Consider the following 23,875-nt stretch of genomic DNA (forward strand, 5'->3'; position numbering starts at 1 on the left):
TTAACCAAACTTGATATTACTTGATCGGGGGAAATCTATCAAAAATGAAGAGGGCGCGTTATCGATTTACTGAACGCACCCTCAAATAATCGTTAATTGGCAACTTCAGCCATTTCAATAATTCGCCCTTCATAATCTTTCACTAAAAAATTTAGGGGCTTCTGATTCCGAATCTTAAACTTCAAACCGCGTGTTTCGACTCGCATTAGAATCATTTCGAGGCAGTCACGGTCAAAACAAACATGGCGTTGCTGATTTTTTGTCCCCAAACTAGCGCCAGTAATTACGTGTAATTGGGTATTTTTCTTAAGCTGATACCACAAACCATCGCTAGCATTATTCATCATTCTGCCAGAGAAACTAGGGCCTGTGGACATATAAAGTGGATCTATGCCTGTTGCGCCTATGGTTTGTTCGTAGTTGTAGTAGTAGTGCAAAGGCACTTCAGCCGCAGGTAAATCTAGCAACCCTTCATACAACTGTCGCGCAATCTCCATATCCGACACCATTACGGTATGTACTTTTGGGGCACTGGTGAGGAACATCCACATCGCACCAGCATAAGCCGCCAGTAGCAACACCATAATGCCTTGAGTAGAGAACAGGCTATCCAGGGGCAAAGAAGGTAAAAAAGAGCCTAAAGTCAAAGGACTAAGTAGGAAGGGTATCACACTAGCTGCTATAACCATGAACAAGTCAAATTATTGTATAAGGGAGCCGCTTTTATTATTGTCGATTAAGACTAAAATTAAGTCTTTGTTTATAGTGTATCAATAACTCTAGTGGTCTGAAGTCTGAAGCAAAACAGACAAACATGAAGATATTGTGCGCTTAAATGGGAGACTAACATCCCACACATATTTTAACAACTATCAACTCCAAGGCTTGTGCAAATACCCCACTTTCCTGAAGCTAACCACCCGCTAGTCAAGTCACTGTTTCATCAAAGTGACCAAGAACTGCTAACTTCTTTTCAGCGCTCTCCGGATACCGGAAAGTACTTTACAGCGATATTTTGTCGCTATAGCCCGATAGTGTACACCTTGATTCGCCATTCGGCGCGATCGCCTGTACAAGCAGATTATTTGTTTGCCCTCACTTGGCGACATATCTATTATGAACTTGGTGGACTAGATTTAAGCAAAAGTTCCCAACCAGATCAAGAGTCCTTAACCCTGCAAAATTGGCTGATTAATATCACAGCCTTCTGCATTAATGAGATTGAACTACCACCAACAGAAGCAATTCATTATTCTCTCAAGGCAACTTCGCCTGCTTTATGGTGCTACGTTGAACAGGCTTTAGAACAGCTATCACCGATTTTGCGGTTTGTGGTCTTAATGGCTCAAACTTTCCGCTGGAGCGAAACTCGAATTGCTGCCTATCTCCAAGCCGAAGGAGAAAATATTACGCCGCTTGAAGTAGCCAATTTTCTTCAAGAAGGATATCGTATGTTAGAGGCTAAATTACCTGGAGATATTCGCGCCATTTACTTGGGTGAAGATTTAGCTTAATCACGACTTAAGTATAAACGCGTATATTTTCTACCTCTATTTTGGAAATTTAACACTCCTTCTTAGACTTTGTACTTAAAAGCGAAATTTCCCGGGTAAGTTTTATGAAACAACGGTATTTCTTACCAGAGGGTAGCATTCTGGATTTCAATCCCACCCTCAGATCTGGACGCTATGGGTTGGAGATTTTGGATTTTGCTATTCTAGCCTCGCGCCCAAATGGTAAATTCCAATTTTTGACTTCTTGCTTTTTAATGTTGGCTGTTTTTTTTAGCCCGCTAACGGCCAATGCTGCTGACATTACGCAACAATTGCACCGCCCATTAAATAATTCCTCGTTGCGAGAATCAAGAGATCAAGCAGACAGCTTACTGCGTATCGGTGAGCAACAACAAATCTCCGGTTATGCTGAGAAAACAATTGACTCTTGCTTGCAAGCACTGGAAATTTATCACGCCCTTGGTGACTACAAAGCCCAAGGGATGACTTATGATTTGCTAGCTAAAGCCTACATCGAGCTCAATCGTTTTCAGGATGGGGAAGATGCGTTGCGGCGACGCTTAGCGATCGCGCGCGACACTAAAGATTTTCAGGCTCAGATTTTCGCACTGAATAATATTAGTACTGTGCTGCTGCAAAAAGGAGAATTTACTCCAGCTGGTAAAACCGTTGAAGAAGCACTGACAATCGCTCAGAATGTCCAAAATAGTGCAGGTGAAGGACTGTCTTTAAGTAATTTAGGGTTAGTAAACGCCAGGTTAGGCAATTACAATAAAGCAATTAAATTGTATGAAAGTGCTTTATCTTTCCGCCGTCAAGTTGGCGATATTCTTGGTGAAACCAATACCCTAAACAACTTAGGCGACGCTTACCTAGCAGTGGGAAATTATCCCGATACAATTGGCACCTATGGAGCAGCTATGCGGATAGCCAAAACCACAGGCGATCGCACTAACTATTTACGCGCGATTGATGGTTTAGTTATGGCGCACAGTTCTGTAGGACGTTATGAGCGAGCTTTTGACTTATTAGAACAACGCTTAGTAACTGCTAGAGAATTGCAAAATCTGCGGGAAGAATTTAAATCTTTTATGACTTACGGTAATTTGTACGAGCAGTTAAATAATTATCTAACTGCCCGTAACTTTTACGAACGAGCACTTGTGTTAGCAAAAGCTCTAGAAGACAGCAAACAGGAAGTATTCTTAGTTGATAAGCTGATTAAATTGCCCAAACGTTAAAGGCAATCTTTCGTAGGGTAGGCAATGCCCACCTATCCTGAGGATTTTTGATTCTTATCTAATTCAAATACACTGAGCCATTAGATTGAATTCTCATGGCTTTTTTATCTTGGGCTAGGTTTGTGGTTTCCTTTAATCTAACTTCCAATAATCCTGTTTCTGAAGAAGGCTGTGGAGTCACTGACAGCAATCCGCCATCTTCTCGTTGAAATGTCACTGTTACTGGCGCACGTAAACCCTGTAATACTACATCAGACTTGCCGCTTAGCGATCGCTGGTCAGTATCGCCAATGACTTGGTAAGTTACATTAGCTCCAGTATCATTCACTAGCCTGACATTAACATTGCCATTTGCGAGTGCCACTGTAGTAACTGGGGTTTGTCCCTGTTGTTGTAATGACGGTTCAGTTACAGAATTTTGTTGTGTAGGAACCTGCTGAGGCGTTGTGTAGGTAGTTGAACTATCAGTCTGTGAAGGTTGCTGGGAGCGATTGTAGGGACGTTCATTTAAAATGCCAGGATTGGGGTTAACTCCTGAGTTAGTTGAGTTAGTAGTAGTTGAAGGTGTTTCTCCACCTACACCCATTCTTGTTTGATCTGCCGATGGCGTAGCCGGAACGGAACTAGAAGGAAGCATCCCTTGGGATTGCATTCTTTGAGTTAGAGCATTGGGTGGACATCCTTGAGGAACCAATACACGATTAGTATGTTGAGGTTCGTAGAAAATACTCGGGCAGGGATTGACTTTAGCGTTAGCAGAACTAGGCTGCTGTGTTACTGGTGTTTGAGCAAATGCTGGAAAACTCATCAGTAAACCGCCACAGATAGCAGCCACTAACTCAGCCGACTTACGAAACTTTGGATAATTGCTCTTCATTGTTGACTCCTGGAAAAATCTCAGCTTAGCTTTTTGGAAATTTTCTAAATCAGCAAAATATTTCAGGTAATAAATTTGTCAAAAATTACCCTCTGCCATTGAATTTATTCGGCTTTTTATGACTATTATTTAGATGATATTAATTTATCTATTAGCTGAAGTTTTTGGATCTAACTATAGGTTTGAAAATTTATGCAAGCTAAAGCAATGGTATACTTCCTAAGTATGATTAATATAAATCATTAGTTATAATCCAATAGTTAAAAATAAGTATTGCTGACTACTTTATTTTCTTTTGCTAAAGGGAAAAAATGAAAATTATTACTTTTTTGAAATAATATTAAGCTTAGATAAGCTATCTTTAATTCTAATTAGGAATAGAGGTTCAATATCTGCTCAACTTGCTGGCAAAATCAGGATTTAGATAATTATTTTATATTGTCAAGGTGGAGTTTAAGCTATTGCTATTAATCTTAAAATTACCAGAACCTTTCTACTGTTAGCTATTAATAGATAGATCAAGACTGTAAGTTTTGCTATCTAAGTTATTCAATAAACTTGTTTATATTCATCTGTCACAGGAAACAAATATCGAGGACAGAATTAAGACTCAAGAGTTACTGGTAAAGTAATTGTAAAAGTAGTACCTTTGCCCAGGCTGCTTTCAACTTGAATCTGACCTTGGTGATGTTCGACAATAGCTTGAGCGATCGCCAGCCCCAATCCTGAACCAGTAGAAATATCTGTAGCTGTATTCCCATTGTTATGGGTACGTGCTGGATCTACCCGATAAAAGCGGTCAAACAAGCGTGGTAGTGCATCCCCTGGAATGCCAATCCCTGTGTCGCTTACCTTAACTTGTAATTGAGCGCTACTGTAGCGTAGTCCAGAAATGCGATCGCTACCCTCTAGACGCGCCAACTCGACAGTTACCCGTCCTTGAGATGGAGTGTACTGCAAAGCGTTAGCAATCAAATTAGTGAAAAGTCGCACCAGCTGATCCCAGTTGCCTACAAGTGTGAACCAATTGTCAAGCAATTCCGGGCTAGTTTCCGCAACGGGAGGATCTACTAAGTCTAAAGCAAGGGTAATTGTCTTTTCAGTCGCTAACAATTGCTGTTCTTCCAGCACTTCCATCAGCAAAGCGTCCATTGGACAAGATGAAAAGTTATCTTTACTTATTCCACTATCTTGCCTGGCGAGAAACAGTAAATCATTGACTAATCTACCTAAACGTTGGGTGAGTCGTTCAACTAATTTTAACTGTTGGCGATAGTGTAAAGAAGTAGTAACTTCTACCTCTGCTAACTCTAAATCAGCAAGAGCAACTTGCACATTAGTTTGAATCAAAGTAATCGGATTTCTGAGTTCGTGAGAAGCATCAGCAGTAAATTGTTTGAGGCGTTGGTACGAATCGCCTACTGGTTCCATTGCTTTACCAGAAAGGAACCAACCGCTTGCGCCTACAGAAAGCACCATCAATCCAGTACCCAGCGCCAAATCAAAAATTAATTGACGACTAGGTTTGGTAACTTCAAACCAGGGATGGCTAACACGCAAATAGCCTAAGACTTGCCGTCCTACTTCTACCCGTTGTGTTACTTGGCGTAATAATACTGCTGATTTTCCCCATCCCTCTTGTGCTACACGTACAGTTTCACCAGTACGATTGGCATGAATGGGGATATTGAGAGGTGTGGAGAGAGTTGACCACAGTAATTCACCAGTGGCACTAAACCATTCCAAATCAATGTGATCGTCTTCTACGGTGTCAGCATTGTCGCGAAAACTAGCTTCTACATTAATGCGTAATGTCTCACTACCAGTGTTGACAGGCTCAATTACCAGCGATCGCTCTACTACTTCCACCACATGATTGAGGGTATCGTCAATCCGCTCAACCAGCGTACTACGGACATATAAATATACTCCACTCGCAAATAATAATAGTAATACGGCCGTTACGGCAGTGTACCAAAGAGCGAGACGGCGGCGAGTAACTTGAAACATAGATCTTATTTGTTAATAGGTTTGTAGTGAGTTAGCGCGGTCTTGAGGGTTTCCCTCATGAGCGACTAACGAACCCGCAGGGTAAGTACTTTAATGTGTAAAAATTTAGGACTAAAGTCCTGTCTAGAAACTTATTCTCCTCTCAAAATTAATCACATAAAGCACTAGCGAACGTTAGATATTGTTAACACTATTGCGATTTTCTATATATAAAAGCGCTGCCAGATAACAAGCTGCTTCGCGCCCAATACACTATTTCATTTACTATGTTTATTATTCGACTGTTGAATGGGCTGCAACTATCCGCCCTAAGGTGATTATGGCAAAATCCAAGAAGAGCGCTACTCCCATCAATCTGAGCGATCCACAATACTACATCAACCGAGAATTAAGCTGGTTGGAGTTTAATAGCAGGGTGTTACATGAAGCCTGCGATCAGCGAACGCCACTCTTGGAAAGACTGAAATTTTTGGCTATCTTCACCTCAAATTTAGATGAGTTCTTCATGGTACGGGTTGCAGGTTTAAAGCAACAAGTAGAGGCAAAAGTCAGCCAGTTAAGCCCTGATGGTCGCACACCACAACAACAGCTAGACGATATTAGGTTTACCTTGAGTCCCCAGGTGACCAAACAGCATCAACATTTTGAGCGAGTACTCCGACCCCTGCTGGCAAATCATCGGATACACATTCTGGATTATATAGATTTGTCAGAAAAACAGCGGAATTATCTAGATAATTACTTTGAAGAACAGATTTTTCCCGTTCTGACTCCCCTGGCTGTTGACCCTAGCCATCCTTTTCCCTACATTTCCAATCTCAGTTTAAATTTGGCAGTAGTGGTCAAAAACCCAGAAACTGAGGAAGAGTTTTTTGCCAGAGTTAAAGTACCAAAAGTCTTACCGCGATTTTTACCTTTACCGCCAGAGTTAGGAATTCACCATAACGGTCAACCTGCTCACTGGACTGGTGTACCTTTGGAACAGGCGATCGCGCATAATTTAGATTCTTTATTTCCGGGAATGAATATTCAGGAGTATCATCCCTTCCGGATTACTCGTGACGCTGATTTGGCATTAGAAGAGGATGAAGCCGACGATCTGCTGTTGGCGATCGAACAAGAATTACGAAAACGTCGCATTGGTGGAACTCCCGTACGGTTAGAAATTCAATCTCAAACTCCCGAAGGAGTGCGATCGCGTTTGTTACAAGATTTGGAATTAACCGAAAGTGATGTTTACGAAGTAGATGGGCTTTTGGGACTGCGAGATTTGATGTATTTTATAGCGTTACCGCTACCAGAATTCAAAGATCCACCACGACAATCTGTAGTACCTTCGCGCTTGCAATGGTTGCGAGAACCCAGTGTCAGTTCCGATATACCAGAGGTAGACGAAGGAAAAGACTTTTTTGCGGTCATTCGGGAAAAGGATTTACTAGTACACCATCCTTATCAATCATTTTCCACAACAGTGGTGCGCTTTATTACTCATGCTGCCCACGATCCGAATGTGCTAGCCATCAAGATGACTCTTTACCGGACTTCTGGTGACTCGCCTATCGTCAATGCCTTAATTGCTGCTGCCGAAAATGGTAAGCAGGTGTCTGTATTAGTAGAATTGAAAGCGCGGTTTGATGAGGAGAACAATATTTACTGGGCAAGGCGTTTAGAGAGAGTTGGCGTTCACGTTGTCTATGGTTTAGTCGGGCTGAAAACTCATTGTAAAACTATCATGGTTGTGCGCCGAGAAAAAGACCGGATGCGTCGCTACGTGCATATTGGTACTGGCAACTATAACCAGAAAACGGCACGACTTTATACAGATTTAGGATTATTTACCTGTCAAGAAGAAATCGGTGCTGACATCACCGATTTGTTTAATTTTTTAACAGGTTACTCGCGGCAAAAGTCTTATCGAGAAGTACTAGTTGCCCCTGTAAATATGCGCGATCGCTTTTTGGCACTAATTAATCGTGAAATCGAAAATGCTAAAAATGGATTTACCGGGCGAATTGTTGCCAAAATGAATTCCCTTGTCGATCCGCAAATTATTGCCACTTTATATGAAGCATCTCGTGCCGGAGTCCAAATTGACATAATTGTCCGAGGTGTTTGCTGTTTGCGCCCAGGACTGAAAGATATTAGTGACAATATTCGTATCATCAGCATAGTTGGACGATTTTTGGAACACTCCCGCATTTTTTATTTTTATAACAATGCTCAAGAGGAAATCTATATTGGCAGCGCTGATTGGATGCGTCGCAACTTAGATCGCCGAGTTGAAGTAATTACTCCTATAAAAGATCTAGATATTGCCAAAGACTTGCAAGAAATCCTGGGAATTATGCTGGCAGACAATCGGCAAGCTTGGGAGTTGCAAGCCAATGGCAGCTACATCCAACGGCATCCATGCGATCATGCTCCAGAAGCTAACTCACAAAAAAGTCTCATCAATATGGCACTACGCTCAACTAGTATTGCCTCAACTCTCATTGATTCAAAAAAGAATTCTTTCTATCTTGACAACTAGCTCAATGTATTCTTTTAGAAAACTTTAATTTTTCCTCACAAAATCTCAATTATTTGCCCTTGCTAGAAACTAGATTATTCAACCATAGGATAGAGTAATTCCTGGCACTTGTTCCCATAAACTATAAAGGTTATTCTATTTAGTCTTTTCCTAATAAATGTTAATGTTGTCCTGTAAGTCTTCTACCTTACGTGTTCTAGTGGTTGACGATCACGAACTAACCCGCTTAACTCTACAATTAGCTTTTTCTTGCCAAGAAAATATTCAAGTAGTCGGTTTAGCCAAGAATGGTCAAGAAGCTATAGAAATGGTTAAGCGTTACCATCCTGATGTGATTGTTCTAGATTTGCAGATGCCAGTCATGGATGGTTGGAGTGCATCTGGTCATATTAAGGCTATCTCTCCTAATACTCAAATCCTTGCTTACTCTTCAGTAGAAGATGCAAGTTTGCTCCAGACTAAAACCATGCCTAGCTTTGATGATTTTTGCAGAAAGGATGTACCGACAACCGAACTCATTGCTTTGGTTAGACAGTTAGGAAACCGTGCAGGAGATGACTTAACTGAGTTACCAGATTAATGATGCAGCAAAATTGGTCGGTGAACCCAGGTACAGTTAAATTCTGGGGACTTAGGGACATTTTAAGCCTTAAAAGCGTCGGTAGACCGGATAATTAACGGTGTACCGACGCAATTTTGCTCTTTGGTAACGCTTAGATAGGCTTAGTTACTTCCTGTCTCCGGAATAGTGCGTCTAAATTCGTCTACTAAATCATCTAATTCTTCCAAAGCCTGATTCACGTCAATTCTCAAAGTTCCTAGATTGGGTTGTTCTAATAAACTCAGTAGGTATTGGCGTTTGCTCTCAACTGCGGCAATTCGTTCTTTTATAGTCTGTATATCCATTGTTTTTTGCAGTCCTTAACTATCTTCAAGTTTAAAATTAACGCAAAAAAAGGCTAGGGCGAGAATTTACTGGTTAACTCTAGGTCGCTTGCAAAATAAATTCCGGTTTTGCCAACGCTACACTTACTGATTAGCTTTACTTTAGCTAAGACTCTTCCCTTATATGTTACTCATATCAGATGATAGTAAAATTAAGGTTTTAAGAATTTATAGTAACCTCAGCTCATGCTACGCCAAATTTCTTTGGGAACACTCGGTTTAACAGTCGGCGGTATCTTAACCATTGTCGGCTTTATAGCCTACGCCGCTGATAATGCCACACTCAATCTTGCCGGATTTTTTTACGGATTTCCTCTCTTGCTAGGAGGATTAGCGCTGAAAGCTAATGAACTCAAACCTATACCTTTTAGCCAAACTACTACACCCGCAGTTTTGAGATTGCGCGAACAACAGGCAACTGTTACCCAAAATAAAATTCGTAAAGACATCACCCGATTTTGCTATGGTCAAGATGCCCATTTTGATAGGGCACTTTCTTTTCTCGGTCTAAGTCCGACGGATGAAGAAAGACCAATCATTACAGGATTACGAGAAAAAGAAATTAATGGAGCTTACGCTTTAATTTTAGAATTTGATTCACCCTTGATTCCAATTGATGTTTGGCAGCAAAAGCAGGAAAAAATGACTAGCTATTTCGGGCCTGGAGTAGAAGTCCAAATCACACAGCCTGGTGAAAATAAAATTGAATTAGCATTGATTACTAATCAAAAATAGGTATTAGTCAATATTCAAGAGTTATTAGCTCAAATACTAATAACTCTTGACTGAAAAATTCACTTTTCTAAGCGGACTGCGTACCACTGTAAATATTTTCCAGGCCCTAGATCTAATTCGCAACTCGTATCAATTAAATACTTAGCTCGATCTTGTACAGCCTCAATTTTTTGAACATCTGGCGGTAAATCGCCAAAACTTAAATTTTGCAGAACTAATTTGAGCTTTTCTAATAACTCCGAGACAGTGAGAAATTGTTCCGGTTGGTTTGTTTCTAGGACAACAAAGTAGTCCTCTGCATACATTAAGGGATCGGGCATTGAGGTTATTTATAGATTCTTGTCAAGATTTTACTGGCTTTTGAAGAAAGGCGTTCTTAATATGAAATAATTTTACAATTACTAAGAAAAATTCTTTATTAATCTAAGTTTTTTTGGTTGAAAATTTTAAATTTCTAATATTATTGTAGCTATCAAATTTATGAATTTTCATAAAAGCCAATTGTGTTTGGCAATTTATGCTGATACCTACTTAGTACACAACCAATTATAAAACTTTTATAATCTTTCTACTTTATTGTCAAGATAGTGAGCATACCCAGGCGGAATACAGCAAAAAATCTAAACCGATAATCCCAGGGTGTATTTTCAAGCTTGTCACCTAGATTATGCGATCGCAAGGCGAGCGATGAAACGAGGCTACTTCATTAAAGAGCCAAGGAAGGTTTAGAACCATTGCTACTTCTACTAAAACCCCGAACAGCTAAACAAATAACTTTTATTTTGTCTTTTTCCAATACCATCTGGACACAAGCAGAGTTTTCTTTAAAGCTTGTGAGGGGAGATAGATCAGTAGCTCAGTTTTATTCTCAGCGTTTTCACTTAACTTATTAACTTAAGAGTTACTTAAAAACCAAGTATTACTATTTACTATTCCTTTAGCCAATGTCATGAGCTTACAACTCTGAAAAGCTTGCCTATGGTAATAAAGGGGTTGAAACTAAGCGATTATGGGATTTATAGCTAGATATTTATCTAGCACATTTTAGCTATTACATCACCTATCTTTAGTGTTAAAAATCACCGTCTAACAAAAAAAGCAAGGTTAATATTTGAAGTTTTCCCGGAAATGACAATTCGACTTTAGCAGTAGGGAAATATAAATAATACGCCTGATGTGAATGAGAAAGGTCTTTTACCCCATAAGGGTTTCTCAACTAGCCCAAAATCATGGTTTTGTGTCTATCAACGAAATTACAAGGGTTTCAAGACTTAATTCACATTCAACGTAGATAACACCTTTGTGACCATGTTCCTTAACTAGACAAGAAGGTAAAAATTGCCTTTGTGTTTCAAATAAACTGTCTATGCAACCTAGTCATCTACCGTTTGCTTGGCTAAGAATAATTGAGCATTTTATTTTTCAACTGCTGGATAGCCTTTTACGGCGACTGTTGGCATTAAACAGAGAGCTATCAGCCCTATTGCTTGGGAGGAGAAGTTTTTTTCAAGCTACTCTCAAAGCTTTCCGCCTAAACAAATTGTTCAATCGTAATATTTACACTGCACAAAAAATCGATTCATCAGCAAGCAGATCTTTGCTTGCCTCGAGAAATCCAGTACAAACTGGGCAATCATTGTACATAAAACACATGTGTTGCCTAAGTATCTTCTATCAAATTGCTTGTTCAGTAGGATTGTGACTAAGGCAAAAAACTTTTACTTACAGGTGATTTGGTTAAGGGGGCAAGTTTTCTCACGTTCGCCCTTACCGATACTCTCATTTTCTGTGGAACGCAACTCATGTCAGGCATAAGTCCATTTTCTCTTTCCAAACAACCGCCACTGATTTTGGTGGCTGATGATGACAAGACCATGCGAGTGCTGTTGCGTAAAGCTATGGAACAAGAAGGCTATCGAGTGGTCGAGGTCAATGATGGTCAGCAATGTTTAGATGCTTACGATACTATTAAACCGGATATAGTGTTGCTAGATGCGGTAATGCCCGTGATGGATGGCTTTACATGCTGTAAGCAATTACTCAAAATTGCTAGAAATAATTTGATGTCAGCACTTGCAAGTTTTGACACTGACTCTGCTTTAGGTAATACTGTTATTTCTAAACTATGGGAGCGCACTCCTATATTGATGATCACATGCTTGGACGATGAAGAGTCCGTCAACCGTGCTTTTGAAGCGGGGGCAATGGATTACATAACCAAACCAATTCACTGGGCAGTTTTACGCCAGCGTTTGCGACGGTTATTGCAACAAGCACAAGTCTACAAACAGTTAGAGGCGGCAAACCAAGCTTTGCAGCATATCGCCAACGTTGATGGCTTAACAGGGTTAGCTAATCGTCGCCGCTTTGATGATTACCTGAATACTCAGTGGATTAATTTAGCACAAGAAGAATTACCTCTGTCACTGATTTTGTGTGATATCGACTTTTTTAAATTTTATAATGATAAATATGGTCACCCTGCGGGAGATCTTTGCTTACAAAAAGTGGGTGCTATCTTAAATCATACGGCACAAAAAAATCAAGATTTAGTAGCACGTTATGGTGGCGAAGAATTTGCTGTAATTATGCCCAATACTCATGCATTTGGTGCAGTTCACGTTGCTGCTGCTATGCAAGCTGGAGTCAGAGATTTAAAAATTATTCATGATGGGTCACAGGTGAGCCAATATGTCACCCTGAGTATGGGTGTGGCAACTATAGTTCCTACTTGGGAATCATCACCCTCAGATTTGATTGTGACCGCAGATAAGGCACTTTACCAAGCAAAGGCGGAGGGGCGCGATCGCATTATCCTCAAATAATTAATAAATATTGAACTAGCCAATAAATCAAAATCTAAAAATTACAATTTTAATAATCGGTTTTCAGGTAAAAAATGCGGTGACTAAGAAGGGTAAACTGGCAGTGTGAAGTGGAACCATGCTCCAGCATTAGGAACAGAGTCAACCCAGATTTGACCATAGTGCGCCCGAATTATCCGTTGACATAGACAAAGACCAATGCCGTACCCTTCTGTAGCTTCATCCCGTTGTAGGCGGAAATGATTTTCAAAGATCCGATCGCGGTTTTCGTAAGGAATTCCTGGACCAGTGTCACCAATACTAATCTGAACTTTTTGAGTAGTGCGGTGTAGTCCGGCAAGACTAATCTTGCCACCAGCAGGCGTATATTTAATTGCATTGTCCAACAGATTAACCAGTACTTGGTGTATGCGTTCTGGATCGGCATACACATAGGGTAAGTCCTGAGGGACATCTGTTTCTATCTGTTGAGATTTAGCGGTGTAGCGATCGCGCAATTCTTCGACTACATCTAGACAGAGTTTGCCGATTTCCATTTTTTGCGGTACGATTGGTAGCTCAGTATCATTGCCCCTACCTACCTGCAAAAGATCAGTAATCATACGGTCAATTGTCTTCGTTTGAGTACGGGCTTGTTTTAATAAATGCGCCGTCATTGCTGGTTTGAGGCGCTGGAATTGGCCTGTATCTATGTTGTAGTTAGATTGGAGAGTTTCTATAGCGATCGCGGCAGCAGTCAAAGGATTGCGGAGGTCGTGGGCCAGCACAGCGATCACCCTGTCTTTAAATTGCAACTGCTCTTGGAGTTTCTCTTGTTCCTGTTTTAAGCGAAAAATTTCGTCCGAGAGGCGGATAAGTTCGGCGGAAACAGCAACTGAACTAATTGTAGATTTGGGTGATACCACCCGACCATTTTCGTCTAGACGTTCTTGTAAGTCTTCTTGTAGCTTTAAATAGGCATCTACAGAGGCTTGCCAACGGGGCCACCAGTTTTTTAGTTGACCGATGATATTACTCCCCGCAATGATTTGCCTGGGTTCCGGGTGGATTTTGATTAAAGCTGGCGTCGCCACTAATTTAAAGTGTTCCGCCATATAGGGTTGTTGCCCGACATCAATAATTTGAAGTTCAAAGTGATATCCAGTCTGCAATTCTTTCAAGTAAGCACGTATTCGCTGTACTTGTTGTCGGGACTTGGGACGTCCATCGACAAACAGCAATAGCTGGAGCGGAGCATCAGAAGAGATCGGCTGATCTTGGGAAACTGGCATGTAATCGTGTTTCAGCACTGGTAACAACCCGGTCGCGCTTGACAGAAAGTTTAAGATGGACTGACGCTTGTCGGTGGTCGTTCTTTCTTTTAAATTTAATATCTATTTTAGATTTTTCTACACCTATCAGTCCTGCGTTTTTCATATGAGATACATCTTTTTCAGCCTTTTGCTTCCTTTTAGCTTTGCTTCTGTTCCAGGTAAGATGCAAATTCTTGATCGTCAGTTCACATCCTCTCCAAATCAAAATCTGGCGGCAGAACCAGCCAATGAAAGCTTTTATACTACAGCCAGCCATCTGGTACAGCAACAGATCAATCTGATTGCCCGCATTGAGCAAGCTCTGATCACACCCGATGCTAATCAGATGCGATCCGTTCTAGGGCAATTAACTGTCCAGACGAAGTCTGTAGACGCTTTCCTGAACCGTCAAAGCAAAAGTCCCAAAACTTTATGTACCTCAGGAGTGGATTTAACTGAGAATTTCCCTTTAGCCGAGCAATTAACTGGGTCACAAATAAAAATTTACTGCTCTTTGTATACTTCTAACCAAGAATTATTAAAACTTTCTCCAATATTGGATCGTTTGTTATCTCGGCGGGGGGAGCTGGCTTTAGTCCGAAGTCTACCCCTTGTAACTGGCGAGCGACAATCAGATCCGGCGTTGGCTATTGCACCGATACAGCATCCTCAACTCGACAAGCTAGCGACACCCTTTTCGGCACAAGAACCAAACGTAGTTTCACCCTCACCACCAATTATTGGTAGGACTGCGAAAACAGCCATAGCTGATTATGTATCACCCATACAACCCGCGATCACAGCACCTCCAGAAGCGCTCACTACGCTTGCATCTGCCAAGAAATTCTTGAGCGCAGCACAGGTAGAATTCCCCTTAAAAAATCAATTTACAAATCCTCAGGAAACTACTGCGATACTAGACCGATTTACCTACGACATTGATCCCCAAGAACCGCAAACTTACGCTAACTTTCTGAAATTGCCTCATACTGGCATTTTCCGTGTGTTACCTAACTTGGCTTACCAGCGTCCGCTGAATACGCTCCAGAATCGATTGGTAATAGATGTCAGCGGACGCTATCCTTTTCCTTTATTGGATAATCCTAAAGGTGGATTTACTCCCAGTCTAGCACTTCAGCTGGTTGGCGATGCCTCCTGCGGCAAGTCCTGCGGTCTACGCTTTGGGCTTGGCTATCAAGGTGTAGATTACAGTTTCATGGTAGATTTGGGGGATGTTCCTCTAAACAACTTAGAGCCGAAGCTACAAGCTGTAGCACGGTCAACACGAGAATTTTTTCTCAACTACCAGCCTCCCAAACAATTAAATGAATTACAAGTAGAGCGGCGGCGGTTTCTGACTGGCAAAGACCAAAATTGGAATTTAAATCAAGTCATTTTAGCTGATGCTAAAGCTGAATTAAATCATACGTATTTAGTGCGATCGCTACAATTTCAACTACCAGATATGATTTTGAGCGGTAGAGCACTTTCCCCACAAGAACGCCAATCTCTAGGGCAAATACAACAGTTGCGCAGCAGTGATATCCTGCTTGCCTTTCGACCAGTGCGTCGCCGTTCTGATGGTAGCTACACGATTCTTTGGCGAGTTTTAACTCAGTTTCCCGAACCACAAATTAAAGACTTAGAAACGTCTATAAATTCTTGATCGTTACTCTCATATTTCCGTGCTCGCCAATACCTATTCAGTGTTTCTGCTGGTGACATTCATATCATCAATCACTACCATTTTAGGAAAAGATATAAACTTTTCTAATTTTTTATCATTAAAATGATGATTGATTTTAGTGTGGCTATATGTACATTTAATGGAGAAAAACGTTTACCGGATGTTTTAGATAAACTAAAAGAATGCTGTGCATATACTACCCAATTAGCAATTGATGCAGAGCCGATAAATTGGGAAATTATTATTATTGATAATAATAGTAAAGATAATACAGCAAAAATAGTTCAAGAATATCAAGCAGATTGGCCCGCAACGTACCCAATTAAGTATTTCTTGGAATATAAGCAAGGATTAAGCTTTGCTAGAGAGCGTGCTATTCAAGAAGCTCAAGGTACATTTGTTGGGTTTCTAGATGATGATAATTTACCTACGCGTAATTGGATTGCATCTGCCTATAATTTTGGAAAAAATCATCCTCAAGCTGGGGCTTACGGTGGAAGAATTCACGGTGACTATGAAGTTACTCCCCCAAATAATTTTGATAGAATCAGCTTGTTTTTAGCTATTGGCGGTAGTAGCAAAACAATTTGCTATACTGCCCCTGAAAACAGCTTGTACTATAAAAAAGTCCTGCCCGCAGGTGCAGGATTAGTAGTTCGCAAACAAGCATGGATTGAAAATGTTCCACAAAATCTATTTTTTCAGGGTCGAGTTAATGGTTCCTTAGTAACTGCTGAAGATATAGAAGCTTTAACTCACATTAAAAAAGCTGGCTGGGAAATTTGGCACAACGCCGAAATGGAAATTTATCACCGCATTCCTAAACAGCGTTTAGAAAAAGGGTATTTGTTAAAATTGATGCGTAGTATAGGTCTGAGCCGTCATTACACTCGGATGTTAGACTTGCAAATTTGGCAACAGCCGTTTGTTTCTCTGGCTTACATGGCTAATGATATCCGAAAAATAGTTATGCATTTGCTTAAATATCGTATGGTTCTCAGAACCGATATTGTAGCAGCCTGTGAAATGGAACTTTTAATTGGAGCTTTTTTCAGCCCTTTTTATATTTGGAAAAGAGCTTTATTAAAATTAAACAAGAGTTAAAACTCATATATTTGATAAGGTCTTGCCAAGGCTGAAATTTTGGTTTATTTGAAATCAAAGATTTTATAAAAATTATTCTAAAAATTTCATTAATTTATGCAACTAGATTCTAGGGAAATTAAGGCTATTGAGACTTGTTCTAAAGATGGACTTACTAGAACTCAGCTAGTTGATTGTATTAGCAGAGTCTTGATTATTGCTTATAAAGAATCAACTCAAGAACTTGAAGCATTATTAACTAGTGAAGGGTTTGATGTTGAAGTTCTCAGGCAGGAAGCCAAACCAGAATATCAAAATTTTTCCCGGAGTTATCTTTGCCTAATGAATCATTGCAGAGCTTGGCAAAGAGCGATGCAAGCAGCCCAACCAACGATAATTATTGAAGCAGACTTTGTGCCAGTAGTTGATTTTGGTGAGCTACCTCTACCTTTCAATCCTAATCAAAATGATGTTGGGATTAGCTGGCTATACACTTGTGCACCGCAACTATACTACGTTTCATCTGATGGTTATGCTGAAGGGTTTTCCACTTCAGCCGTTGCCTATATTGTGAATCCTCAAAGTGCCTGTTATTTACTAGAACTGGCAGAGGAAATCCGAACAAATGTGGGTGTGACTAACTATTCAACTTGGGATTCCACCATTGATTCCTTTCTCCGCCAAAAAAAACTGAAGAATTACATTCCTTGGCGCAATTATGGTGAACATGGAGGTTTACCTAATCCAGAGCATTACCAAAACAAGTTAAGTAAAACTCACCGTGCTGATGTTCTCCACGGTAAGCTTGCTTTTATACCCTTGTATGCTGTTGGTAAAAATGATGGTAACTTGAGGTTACTGTCAGTAAGGTTCTGGGCACGTATTAAGGGAATTACCCGTTTGCTAACTGGACGCTTTCTGCGAGTAAAAGTGCTCCAGGGTTCTAGCTCTCCTATAAGACTACTCAGTTTTGCAGTTCTCAGACAGTTGACCTTGAATGTGTAAATAGTCAAGTCTCAAAGATTATTATCTTTGAAACTTCTTACTTGAGGCTTTAACTTCAGTTGACAGTCTGCGCTAGGGTAGGAATTGACACTAGATTTGATAATTTCCTGTGCTGCCCTGTAAAAACCCAGCTGTATTTCTGAGTTTGGCTGTTTTACTCTCTTCGTTAACAGCCTGTGCTAATAGTCCCGTCGCCAAAAACCTTGAGCAGTCTGTGGCGGCTGATCCTCAGTTGCAAACTAACCCAGTTGTGTTTGGAGAAGCTAAAGATAACCAACTGCAAGCACAGCAAAACCAATCCACAGTTAAATTGCCAGCTGATTTTCCCCAAGATATTCCGTTATATCCTAATGCCAAACTAGAAGAAGTTACACCAACTAGTGGTACAGAAAACAGAGTCTCCACTCGTTGGCTAAGTTCTGACCCTAGCAATTTTATTGCCGATTTTTACCGTAACCAGTTGCAAGCGAATAATTGGCAGATTTTGCAAAAACCAACAGATGATGTGGGAGGTGTTTTTGAGGCGCAGCGCAATGATCTGCTGGTAAAGGTTTCTGTTCAAGCTCAATCAGTCACCAACCCAACACCCAATCAACCACAAACAGCCACTCAATTACTAATTGAGTACTCACCTTCTAGCACTACAACGGCACAACCTACGCCAACTACCAATCCGAGAGAAACTACTAACGCTCAAACTACTAACGAGGTTCCCCAACCAGGCGATTCTGAATTTATAGGTCCTCTACTACCTCAAAACGTAGCAACACAGCCAGGAACTACATCTGAAAGTCCATCAGCCGCTACACCTACAGTGGCTTCTCAAGAATTTAACGATTTGAACAAAGCACCTCAAGAACTGCGACAACACATCCAAGACTTAGCAACATTAGGTGTTTTATCTACGGAATCTCAAGTAACTAAGAGCAACTCGAATAGTACAACTAATCAATTCACACCAAGTAAAACCATAACTCGTCGAGAATACGCCCGTTGGCTAGTGGCTGCTAACAATGCAATGAATGTTAACAATCCAGCGAAGCAGATTCGCCTAGCTTCCGAAACTGCTCAACCTGCTTTTAGTGATGTGTCGGCAAAAGATCCTGATTTTCCAGAAATTCAAGGATTAGCTGAAGCGGGATTAATTCCCAGTTCGTTGTCTGGCGATACTACAGCAGTTTTATTCCGCCCTGATGCTCCTCTAACGCGGGAGCAGTTGGTACTGTGGAAATTACCTTTGGATACTCGCCAAGCCTTACCCGCAGCTAACTTAGATGCTGTAAAACAAACCTGGGGTTTCCAAGATGCAGGTAAAATTGACCCCAAAGCTTTAAGAGCAGTGTTAGCTGATTACCAAAATGGTGAACAATCTAATATCCGCAGGGTATTTGGTTATACAACACTTTTTCAACCCAAAAAACCAGTTACTCGCGCTGAGGCGGCAGCAGCTTTGTGGTACTTCGGAACTCAGGGTGAGGGAATATCGGCTGTTGATGCTTTAAAGTTAAAGCGTCCACAAACCTAATTCTGGGGTGGTTAACCCACATTTGAAAGATTTTTGTTAAAGGTAGCGATCGCTTACAGGATGCAGCTATCTTAACCTTATTGATCTGTAGTTAGCAGTAAGGTAAGTATTTCAACTTACGAATTTTTGAAAGCCACCTCTGTAATTTCTTTATAATAAAACTGTGGCTTGTATATAAAATTTCAGTAAATCTATGCATTAACAGTGATTTCAGCTTAATATTTTATTGATAAATATTTTCCTATTAGCTCATTATAAACACGCAAAAAATTTGGAGAATTTAAGAAAATATACTTTTTTTGCAACAGACTAAAAGAAAATCAGTAAGTATATTTATTCTCTTAAAGCCTTTTAGGTTAATAAGCATCAAATAATACTAGGGTCAGATAATCATGAAAAAACAATTTGTCGCGGCAGGATTTGTTCTCTTCTCTTTCATGTTGCCGCTGAAAGCTTCAGCTGCACAGTTTAGTGGACTTTATGTATTTGGCGATAGTCTTTCCGATGACGGTAATGTATATAACTTAGTCGGATTTCCGCCTTTTCCTTACTCCAATGGACATTTTTCCAATGGCCCTATCTGGATAAATGAGCTGGCACAGAAGCTGCAATTAGATAGTTCTCCTACTCTGTATACTGATGTTGCCAAGGGTGTAGTTCCTCAAAATGGGATTAACTTTGCCTTTGGCGGAGCTACTACCACATCGGCAAATACAATCTCGTCGTTATTACCTGGGTTACCACAGGAGATTGGGGCATTTCAAACTCTGCTAAATTCAACTTCTCAGTCTGCCGATCAAAATGGACTCTATATACTGTGGGCAGGGGCCAATGATTATCTGCCTACCCAATCTAAAGATTTTATACCTTTTACTAACCCTGACACATCCTTAAAAAATATCTCAGATTCGCTGAGAACCCTTGCCAGCCTGGGGGTTAAAAATGTTTTGGTGCCCAATTTGCCAAATCTGGGCAATACTCCACTGGTTCGGAGTTTAGGTCAATCTGACGGTTTCAACAATTTAACCAAATTACATAATGACGGATTGTCACAACTGTTAAAAAAGTTAGACCAAGACCCTAGTTTGGGTTTAGACATTATCTCTGTTGATGTCAATTCTTTGTTCAGCGATCCAACAAAGTTAGGGTTCACGAATTCTGTTGAACCTTGTCTAAATACAGTTGCTCAAACAATTTGTACTAACCCAGACGAGTATTTATATTGGGACCCTATCCATCCCACAACGCGTGCTCATCAGCTACTAGCAGATGCAGCATTCTCCGCGATTAAGGCTAAGTCAGTCCCCGAACCTTCAACAGCATTGGGAACATTGGCAATAGGCGCTTGGGGTGCAGCAGCAGTACTAAAGCGTAAACGCAAACAGACACTACTTACGACAGCAGGTCAGGTTCCTGGTGGACAATCAACTCGTATAAAGGTTGAAAACTAAACCAACCTAAATCATGTCCTCCTACTTGCTGATGTGCCACACTAGCAGATTCTGGTTTGATCAAGCTAGGTTTACCAGCGGCCTCAGCAAGTAACTGGGCTTGACAAGAACGCTCCATAGCGATAAACCACCAAGCAGCTTCATCAACTGAATGACCAACTGTCAGTAAGCCATGATTCTTGAGAATCATGGCTTTATTACTGCCTAATGTTTGGGCAATCCGCTTACCTTCTGCTAGTTCTAAAACCACGCCTGTATAGTCATCAAAGAGGCTATGGTCTTGATAAAAAGCACAGGCGTCTTGAGTCAAGGGGTCAAGAAGACGACCAAGGCTAGACCAGCTTTTGCCATAGATAGAATGGGCATGGGCTGCTGCTACTACGTCGGGACGAGTTGCATGAATTTGGGAATGAATGGCAAAAGCTGCTGTGTTTACTGGGCGATCGCCTTCAATTACTTCTCCTTGATGATTTATTAAAATTAGGTCACTGACTCGAATTAAACCGAAGTGTTTTCCCAATGGATTGACCCAGAACTGCTCTGAGTGTTCTGGGTCGCGTACAGTAATATGACCTGCAATACCTTCATCAAATCCGAATCGCGCGAATAGTCGGAATGCTGCTGCTAGGCGTTGCTTACGATGCAGACGTTCTTCTTTCAACGAAGCAAAGGTTGGTTGCTGAAAAAAGTTTGGCTTTGTTGTGGATATAGCTTGCATATTGCCCTGAATGTGTGTGATTGTCAGAAAAAATTTTTATACTTAATTGTTAACTTAAAATCATATATCTATGTGGGATTACGAGCAGTTATTTAAAATTATTGAAGAATTAGTGATGCACCATTCTCCTAGCGGTGTAGAAACTGAAATTAACCAATTTTTGCTCCAGCAATTTGCAGATTTGGGTGTGGAAGTTTGGAGCGATCGCGCTGATAATGTGATTGCAAAAATTTCTGGTAAAAATCCCGACAGAGCGATCGCTATTACTGCTCATAAAGACGAGATTGGTGCAATTGTCAAAACTATTGGCGATAAAGGTCGTGTAGAAGTTCGTAAGCTTGGTGGTTCTTACCCGTGGGTTTACGGTGAAGGTGTTGTAGATTTATTGGGCGATAACGAAACTATTAGTGGTATTCTCAGCTTTGGTTCCCGTCATGTTTCTCATGAATCACCTCAAAAAGTCCAACAGGAAGATTCTACTGTGAAGTGGGAAAATGCCTGGATTGAAACAAAACTTACCACTGCCGAACTTGAATCTGCTGGTATTCGACCCGGAACGAGAATGGTGATTGGCAAGCATCGCAAGCGCCCAGTTAGATTAAAGGATCATATTGCTAGTTACACTTTAGATAACAAAGCTTCTGTGGCAATTCTCCTAGCGCTGGCTCAACAACTGAAACAGCCAGCAGTCAATGTTTATTTGGTGGCGTCAGCAAAAGAAGAAGTTGGCGCAATTGGTGCACTATTTTTCACCCAAAATCAGCTATTGGATGCATTGATTGCTTTGGAAGTTTGTCCGCTATCAAGCGAATATCCCATTGAGGATGGTAAAAGCCCTGTCATCCTTTCTCAAGATGCATATGGAATGTATGATGAAACCCTAAATGGCCAACTACGCCACTGTGCCAAACAGAGAGATATCCCAGTGCAACTCACAATCTTGAGTCAGTTTGGTAGCGATGCCTCAATTGCGATGAAATTTGGTCATGTAGGTCGTGCTGCTTGTTTGGCATTTCCTACAGAAAATACACATGGCTATGAAATTGCGCATCTAGGGGCGATCGTTAACTGTATAGAGTTGTTAACAGCTTTTTGTCAAACTGAGTTTGAGTGACTCACAGTCAAGAATTAAGCTATAAGATGGACATAATTCCAATTTATGGCGTTTTTTAGGCGTTTATAATCTAAATTTTCTAGTATTAAAATAATTCCTTTTTACTCACTGGATAATTTTTAGATTCAGATTGTGAGTGTAAACGGCGATCGCTTCTCTACTAAAGAATTACTCGTTATTACTACACAACTATCGTTAATTACGAGATATTTTGTGTATTGCTGCATATTCAATTAACTTTTCATTTCTACCCTTGCCATATTTCTTATTGCAATCTATGCATTTTAGCCTATTGAAAGTTTTTCATTAAGTTAGTTTTAGAATCCACTAGTTAAAAAGGAGGCATCTAGGTGATAAACCTATGCTAATTTTGCCATTAAAATTGATTTTCATACCGATATTAAGTTTATTAACTTAACTAAATTGTCTTGTTAGGCGAAATACCTGATTTTTTATGATTTTTTCCCATAGTAAAAAAGGGTTGGTAGAAGGCATAAATTTATAGTGAGTACGTCAGTTTACAGTAGGGCTAACGCATTTAGTTGTAAAACTTGTTTTCCTAAAGGATTCTAGGCTCTAAGCATTTACGCTTAAATAACCTACAAGCCTTATTTTATACAACCTCTAGAGTTGAGATACGTTAGCCCTACTATTTTTTTGTTTCATCAAAGATACAAATCGTTAACACGGAATTAAGACTGATGATCCTATTATCAGTAAAATCTTAGAACCTTTAAAAATTTTGAGGCTTGATAATTATTATCAGTTTAATCTCAATAATTTTATTTAAAAATAATGTCAAAATATCTAATTTATAAACTACTATCAATCGCTATATAGCAATCCTCAATGAGTCGTAGACGTCGTAAAATTACTCGTTGAGGCAGGGATAGTGAGAAATATGTACAGGTGTACTTAGGTTTTTTACAAATCAAATAGGGCTGCTATAAGTTTATTTTTATTTTGAATATAATCATAAATTAATAAGGAGAAAACATATTGGTTAGCAAAGATGATTTTCTCTACCCACGTAGTCGCTACTACGGTCGAGTTAAGCCTAAAAACTTAATTTTTAATGCGAATTTGCAAGAATTTAGTCAGCGAGTAAGCTATATCTGTAATTTAGAAACAGGTGGAAAAATACCACCTAATGAAGCTTACAAGCAAATAAAATTGCTATGGAAAGAATTAAAACGCACCAAACAAAAATTGAGAATTGGCGAAGACATTCCAGAGTTATGAGGCGAATTCAGAAGCTTCATTAGGTAAGTTTTGTACAGCCAAGCATAAATATTGGAAGAAACAATCCTAATCTGAGGGCAA

The 23,875-nt window shown here is 40.2% G+C and carries 20 protein-coding genes; 13 read left to right on the top strand and 7 right to left on the bottom strand.

Annotated features, from left to right (window positions below; translation table 11 throughout):
• Positions 1-92: 92 nt before the first annotated feature.
• Positions 93-689: a glyoxalase-like domain protein gene (locus tag BV375_RS34070; protein ID WP_086768835.1), complete on the bottom strand. Its 597-nt coding sequence runs from the start codon at positions 687-689 to the stop codon at positions 93-95.
• A 198-nt stretch (positions 690-887) separates the two neighbouring features.
• Between BV375_RS34070 and BV375_RS34075 the strand changes: the two genes are divergently transcribed.
• Both BV375_RS34075 and BV375_RS34080 read left to right on the top strand, forming a co-directional pair.
• Positions 888-1,514: an RNA polymerase subunit sigma-70 gene (locus BV375_RS34075; RefSeq protein WP_086768837.1), complete on the top strand. Its 627-nt coding sequence runs from the start codon at positions 888-890 to the stop codon at positions 1,512-1,514.
• Positions 1,515-1,618: 104 nt separating this feature from the next.
• Positions 1,619-2,755, top strand: a complete 1,137-nt coding sequence (locus tag BV375_RS34080) for a tetratricopeptide repeat protein (RefSeq protein ID WP_086768839.1) — start codon at positions 1,619-1,621, stop codon at positions 2,753-2,755.
• Positions 2,756-2,813: 58 nt separating this feature from the next.
• Here the strand turns inward: BV375_RS34080 and BV375_RS34085 are convergent, their stop codons facing one another.
• Both BV375_RS34085 and BV375_RS34090 read right to left on the bottom strand, forming a co-directional pair.
• A complete protein-coding gene (locus tag BV375_RS34085; protein WP_086768841.1) occupies positions 2,814-3,632 on the bottom strand; it encodes a hypothetical protein in 819 nt (272 codons plus the stop codon).
• 603 nt (positions 3,633-4,235) lie between these two features.
• Positions 4,236-5,642 carry an ATP-binding protein gene (locus BV375_RS34090; protein ID WP_086768843.1) on the bottom strand — a complete coding sequence of 469 codons (1,407 nt, stop codon included), beginning with the start codon at positions 5,640-5,642 and terminating at the stop codon, positions 4,236-4,238.
• Positions 5,643-5,961: 319 nt separating this feature from the next.
• On the opposite strand from BV375_RS34090, the gene ppk1 reads away from it, so the two are divergent.
• Positions 5,962-8,172 carry a polyphosphate kinase 1 gene (gene ppk1, locus BV375_RS34095; RefSeq protein ID WP_086768845.1) on the top strand — a complete coding sequence of 737 codons (2,211 nt, stop codon included), beginning with the start codon at positions 5,962-5,964 and terminating at the stop codon, positions 8,170-8,172.
• A 157-nt stretch (positions 8,173-8,329) separates the two neighbouring features.
• Complete coding sequence (locus BV375_RS34100; RefSeq protein WP_086768846.1) at positions 8,330-8,752, top strand: response regulator transcription factor; 423 nt, start codon at positions 8,330-8,332, stop codon at positions 8,750-8,752.
• Positions 8,753-8,895: 143 nt separating this feature from the next.
• Here the strand turns inward: BV375_RS34100 and BV375_RS34105 are convergent, their stop codons facing one another.
• The gene (locus BV375_RS34105; protein WP_086686403.1) at positions 8,896-9,078 is read right to left on the bottom strand and encodes a hypothetical protein; all 183 of its coding nucleotides are present in this window, start codon (positions 9,076-9,078) and stop codon (positions 8,896-8,898) included.
• A gap of 225 nt (positions 9,079-9,303) precedes the next feature.
• Between BV375_RS34105 and BV375_RS34110 the strand changes: the two genes are divergently transcribed.
• Positions 9,304-9,852, top strand: a complete 549-nt coding sequence (locus BV375_RS34110) for a DUF2854 domain-containing protein (RefSeq protein ID WP_086768848.1) — start codon at positions 9,304-9,306, stop codon at positions 9,850-9,852.
• 59 nt (positions 9,853-9,911) lie between these two features.
• Here the strand turns inward: BV375_RS34110 and BV375_RS34115 are convergent, their stop codons facing one another.
• Positions 9,912-10,172: a chlororespiratory reduction protein 7 gene (locus tag BV375_RS34115; RefSeq protein ID WP_086768850.1), complete on the bottom strand. Its 261-nt coding sequence runs from the start codon at positions 10,170-10,172 to the stop codon at positions 9,912-9,914.
• A 1,482-nt stretch (positions 10,173-11,654) separates the two neighbouring features.
• On the opposite strand from BV375_RS34115, the gene BV375_RS34120 reads away from it, so the two are divergent.
• Positions 11,655-12,677, top strand: coding sequence for a PleD family two-component system response regulator (locus BV375_RS34120; RefSeq protein ID WP_086768852.1), 1,023 nt, complete (start codon positions 11,655-11,657; stop codon positions 12,675-12,677).
• 83 nt (positions 12,678-12,760) lie between these two features.
• On the opposite strand, the gene BV375_RS34125 is transcribed toward BV375_RS34120, so the two are convergent.
• Positions 12,761-13,966, bottom strand: a complete 1,206-nt coding sequence (locus BV375_RS34125) for a histidine kinase (RefSeq protein WP_208099236.1) — start codon at positions 13,964-13,966, stop codon at positions 12,761-12,763.
• Positions 13,967-14,093: 127 nt separating this feature from the next.
• Between BV375_RS34125 and BV375_RS34130 the strand changes: the two genes are divergently transcribed.
• From BV375_RS34130 to BV375_RS34150, 5 genes are all read left to right on the top strand, one after another.
• On the top strand, positions 14,094-15,635 hold the full coding sequence (locus tag BV375_RS34130; RefSeq protein ID WP_086768856.1) for a hypothetical protein: 1,542 nt from the start codon (positions 14,094-14,096) through the stop codon (positions 15,633-15,635).
• 123 nt (positions 15,636-15,758) lie between these two features.
• Complete coding sequence (hpsE, locus tag BV375_RS34135; RefSeq protein ID WP_086768858.1) at positions 15,759-16,760, top strand: hormogonium polysaccharide biosynthesis glycosyltransferase HpsE; 1,002 nt, start codon at positions 15,759-15,761, stop codon at positions 16,758-16,760.
• 96 nt (positions 16,761-16,856) lie between these two features.
• Complete coding sequence (locus BV375_RS34140) at positions 16,857-17,744, top strand: LPS biosynthesis glycosyltransferase (protein WP_243714141.1); 888 nt, start codon at positions 16,857-16,859, stop codon at positions 17,742-17,744.
• Positions 17,745-17,853: 109 nt separating this feature from the next.
• Positions 17,854-19,269 (top strand): S-layer homology domain-containing protein, encoded by a 1,416-nt coding sequence (locus BV375_RS34145; RefSeq protein ID WP_086768860.1) that lies wholly within the window; start codon positions 17,854-17,856, stop codon positions 19,267-19,269.
• Positions 19,270-19,661: 392 nt separating this feature from the next.
• Positions 19,662-20,720 carry an SGNH/GDSL hydrolase family protein gene (locus tag BV375_RS34150; protein WP_086768862.1) on the top strand — a complete coding sequence of 353 codons (1,059 nt, stop codon included), beginning with the start codon at positions 19,662-19,664 and terminating at the stop codon, positions 20,718-20,720.
• Here BV375_RS34150 and BV375_RS34155 read toward each other — a convergent pair.
• Positions 20,662-21,438 carry a class II aldolase/adducin family protein gene (locus BV375_RS34155; RefSeq protein WP_086768864.1) on the bottom strand — a complete coding sequence of 259 codons (777 nt, stop codon included), beginning with the start codon at positions 21,436-21,438 and terminating at the stop codon, positions 20,662-20,664. The genes BV375_RS34150 and BV375_RS34155 overlap by 59 nt on opposite strands.
• Positions 21,439-21,508: 70 nt before the next feature.
• Here BV375_RS34155 and BV375_RS34160 point away from each other — a divergent pair, with 70 nt between their 5' ends.
• Together BV375_RS34160 and BV375_RS34165 are read left to right on the top strand one after the other, a co-directional pair.
• Positions 21,509-22,552, top strand: a complete 1,044-nt coding sequence (locus BV375_RS34160) for a M42 family peptidase (RefSeq protein WP_086768866.1) — start codon at positions 21,509-21,511, stop codon at positions 22,550-22,552.
• Between the two features lie 999 nt (positions 22,553-23,551).
• Positions 23,552-23,794, top strand: coding sequence for a hypothetical protein (locus tag BV375_RS34165; protein WP_086768867.1), 243 nt, complete (start codon positions 23,552-23,554; stop codon positions 23,792-23,794).
• The last annotated feature ends 81 nt before the right edge of the window (positions 23,795-23,875 follow it).

The organism is Nostoc sp. 106C (assembly GCF_002154725.1).
Lineage (GTDB): Bacteria > Cyanobacteriota > Cyanobacteriia > Cyanobacteriales > Nostocaceae > Aulosira.

What these genes read in the sequence shown, in the direction of transcription:
- BV375_RS34070 (WP_086768835.1), bottom strand. Translation starts at nt 689, where the DNA reads ATGGTTATAGCAGCTAGTGTGATACCCTTCCTACTTAGTCCTTTGACT.
- BV375_RS34080 (WP_086768839.1), top strand. Translation starts at nt 1,619, where the DNA reads ATGAAACAACGGTATTTCTTACCAGAGGGTAGCATTCTGGATTTCAAT.
- BV375_RS34085 (WP_086768841.1), bottom strand. Translation starts at nt 3,632, where the DNA reads ATGAAGAGCAATTATCCAAAGTTTCGTAAGTCGGCTGAGTTAGTGGCT.
- BV375_RS34090 (WP_086768843.1), bottom strand. Translation starts at nt 5,642, where the DNA reads ATGTTTCAAGTTACTCGCCGCCGTCTCGCTCTTTGGTACACTGCCGTA.
- ppk1 (WP_086768845.1), top strand. Translation starts at nt 5,962, where the DNA reads ATGGCAAAATCCAAGAAGAGCGCTACTCCCATCAATCTGAGCGATCCA.
- BV375_RS34100 (WP_086768846.1), top strand. Translation starts at nt 8,330, where the DNA reads ATGTTAATGTTGTCCTGTAAGTCTTCTACCTTACGTGTTCTAGTGGTT.
- BV375_RS34105 (WP_086686403.1), bottom strand. Translation starts at nt 9,078, where the DNA reads ATGGATATACAGACTATAAAAGAACGAATTGCCGCAGTTGAGAGCAAA.
- BV375_RS34110 (WP_086768848.1), top strand. Translation starts at nt 9,304, where the DNA reads ATGCTACGCCAAATTTCTTTGGGAACACTCGGTTTAACAGTCGGCGGT.
- BV375_RS34115 (WP_086768850.1), bottom strand. Translation starts at nt 10,172, where the DNA reads ATGCCCGATCCCTTAATGTATGCAGAGGACTACTTTGTTGTCCTAGAA.
- BV375_RS34120 (WP_086768852.1), top strand. Translation starts at nt 11,655, where the DNA reads ATGTCAGGCATAAGTCCATTTTCTCTTTCCAAACAACCGCCACTGATT.
- BV375_RS34130 (WP_086768856.1), top strand. Translation starts at nt 14,094, where the DNA reads ATGAGATACATCTTTTTCAGCCTTTTGCTTCCTTTTAGCTTTGCTTCT.
- hpsE (WP_086768858.1), top strand. Translation starts at nt 15,759, where the DNA reads ATGATGATTGATTTTAGTGTGGCTATATGTACATTTAATGGAGAAAAA.
- BV375_RS34140 (WP_243714141.1), top strand. Translation starts at nt 16,857, where the DNA reads ATGCAACTAGATTCTAGGGAAATTAAGGCTATTGAGACTTGTTCTAAA.
- BV375_RS34150 (WP_086768862.1), top strand. Translation starts at nt 19,662, where the DNA reads ATGAAAAAACAATTTGTCGCGGCAGGATTTGTTCTCTTCTCTTTCATG.
- BV375_RS34155 (WP_086768864.1), bottom strand. Translation starts at nt 21,438, where the DNA reads ATGCAAGCTATATCCACAACAAAGCCAAACTTTTTTCAGCAACCAACC.
- BV375_RS34160 (WP_086768866.1), top strand. Translation starts at nt 21,509, where the DNA reads ATGTGGGATTACGAGCAGTTATTTAAAATTATTGAAGAATTAGTGATG.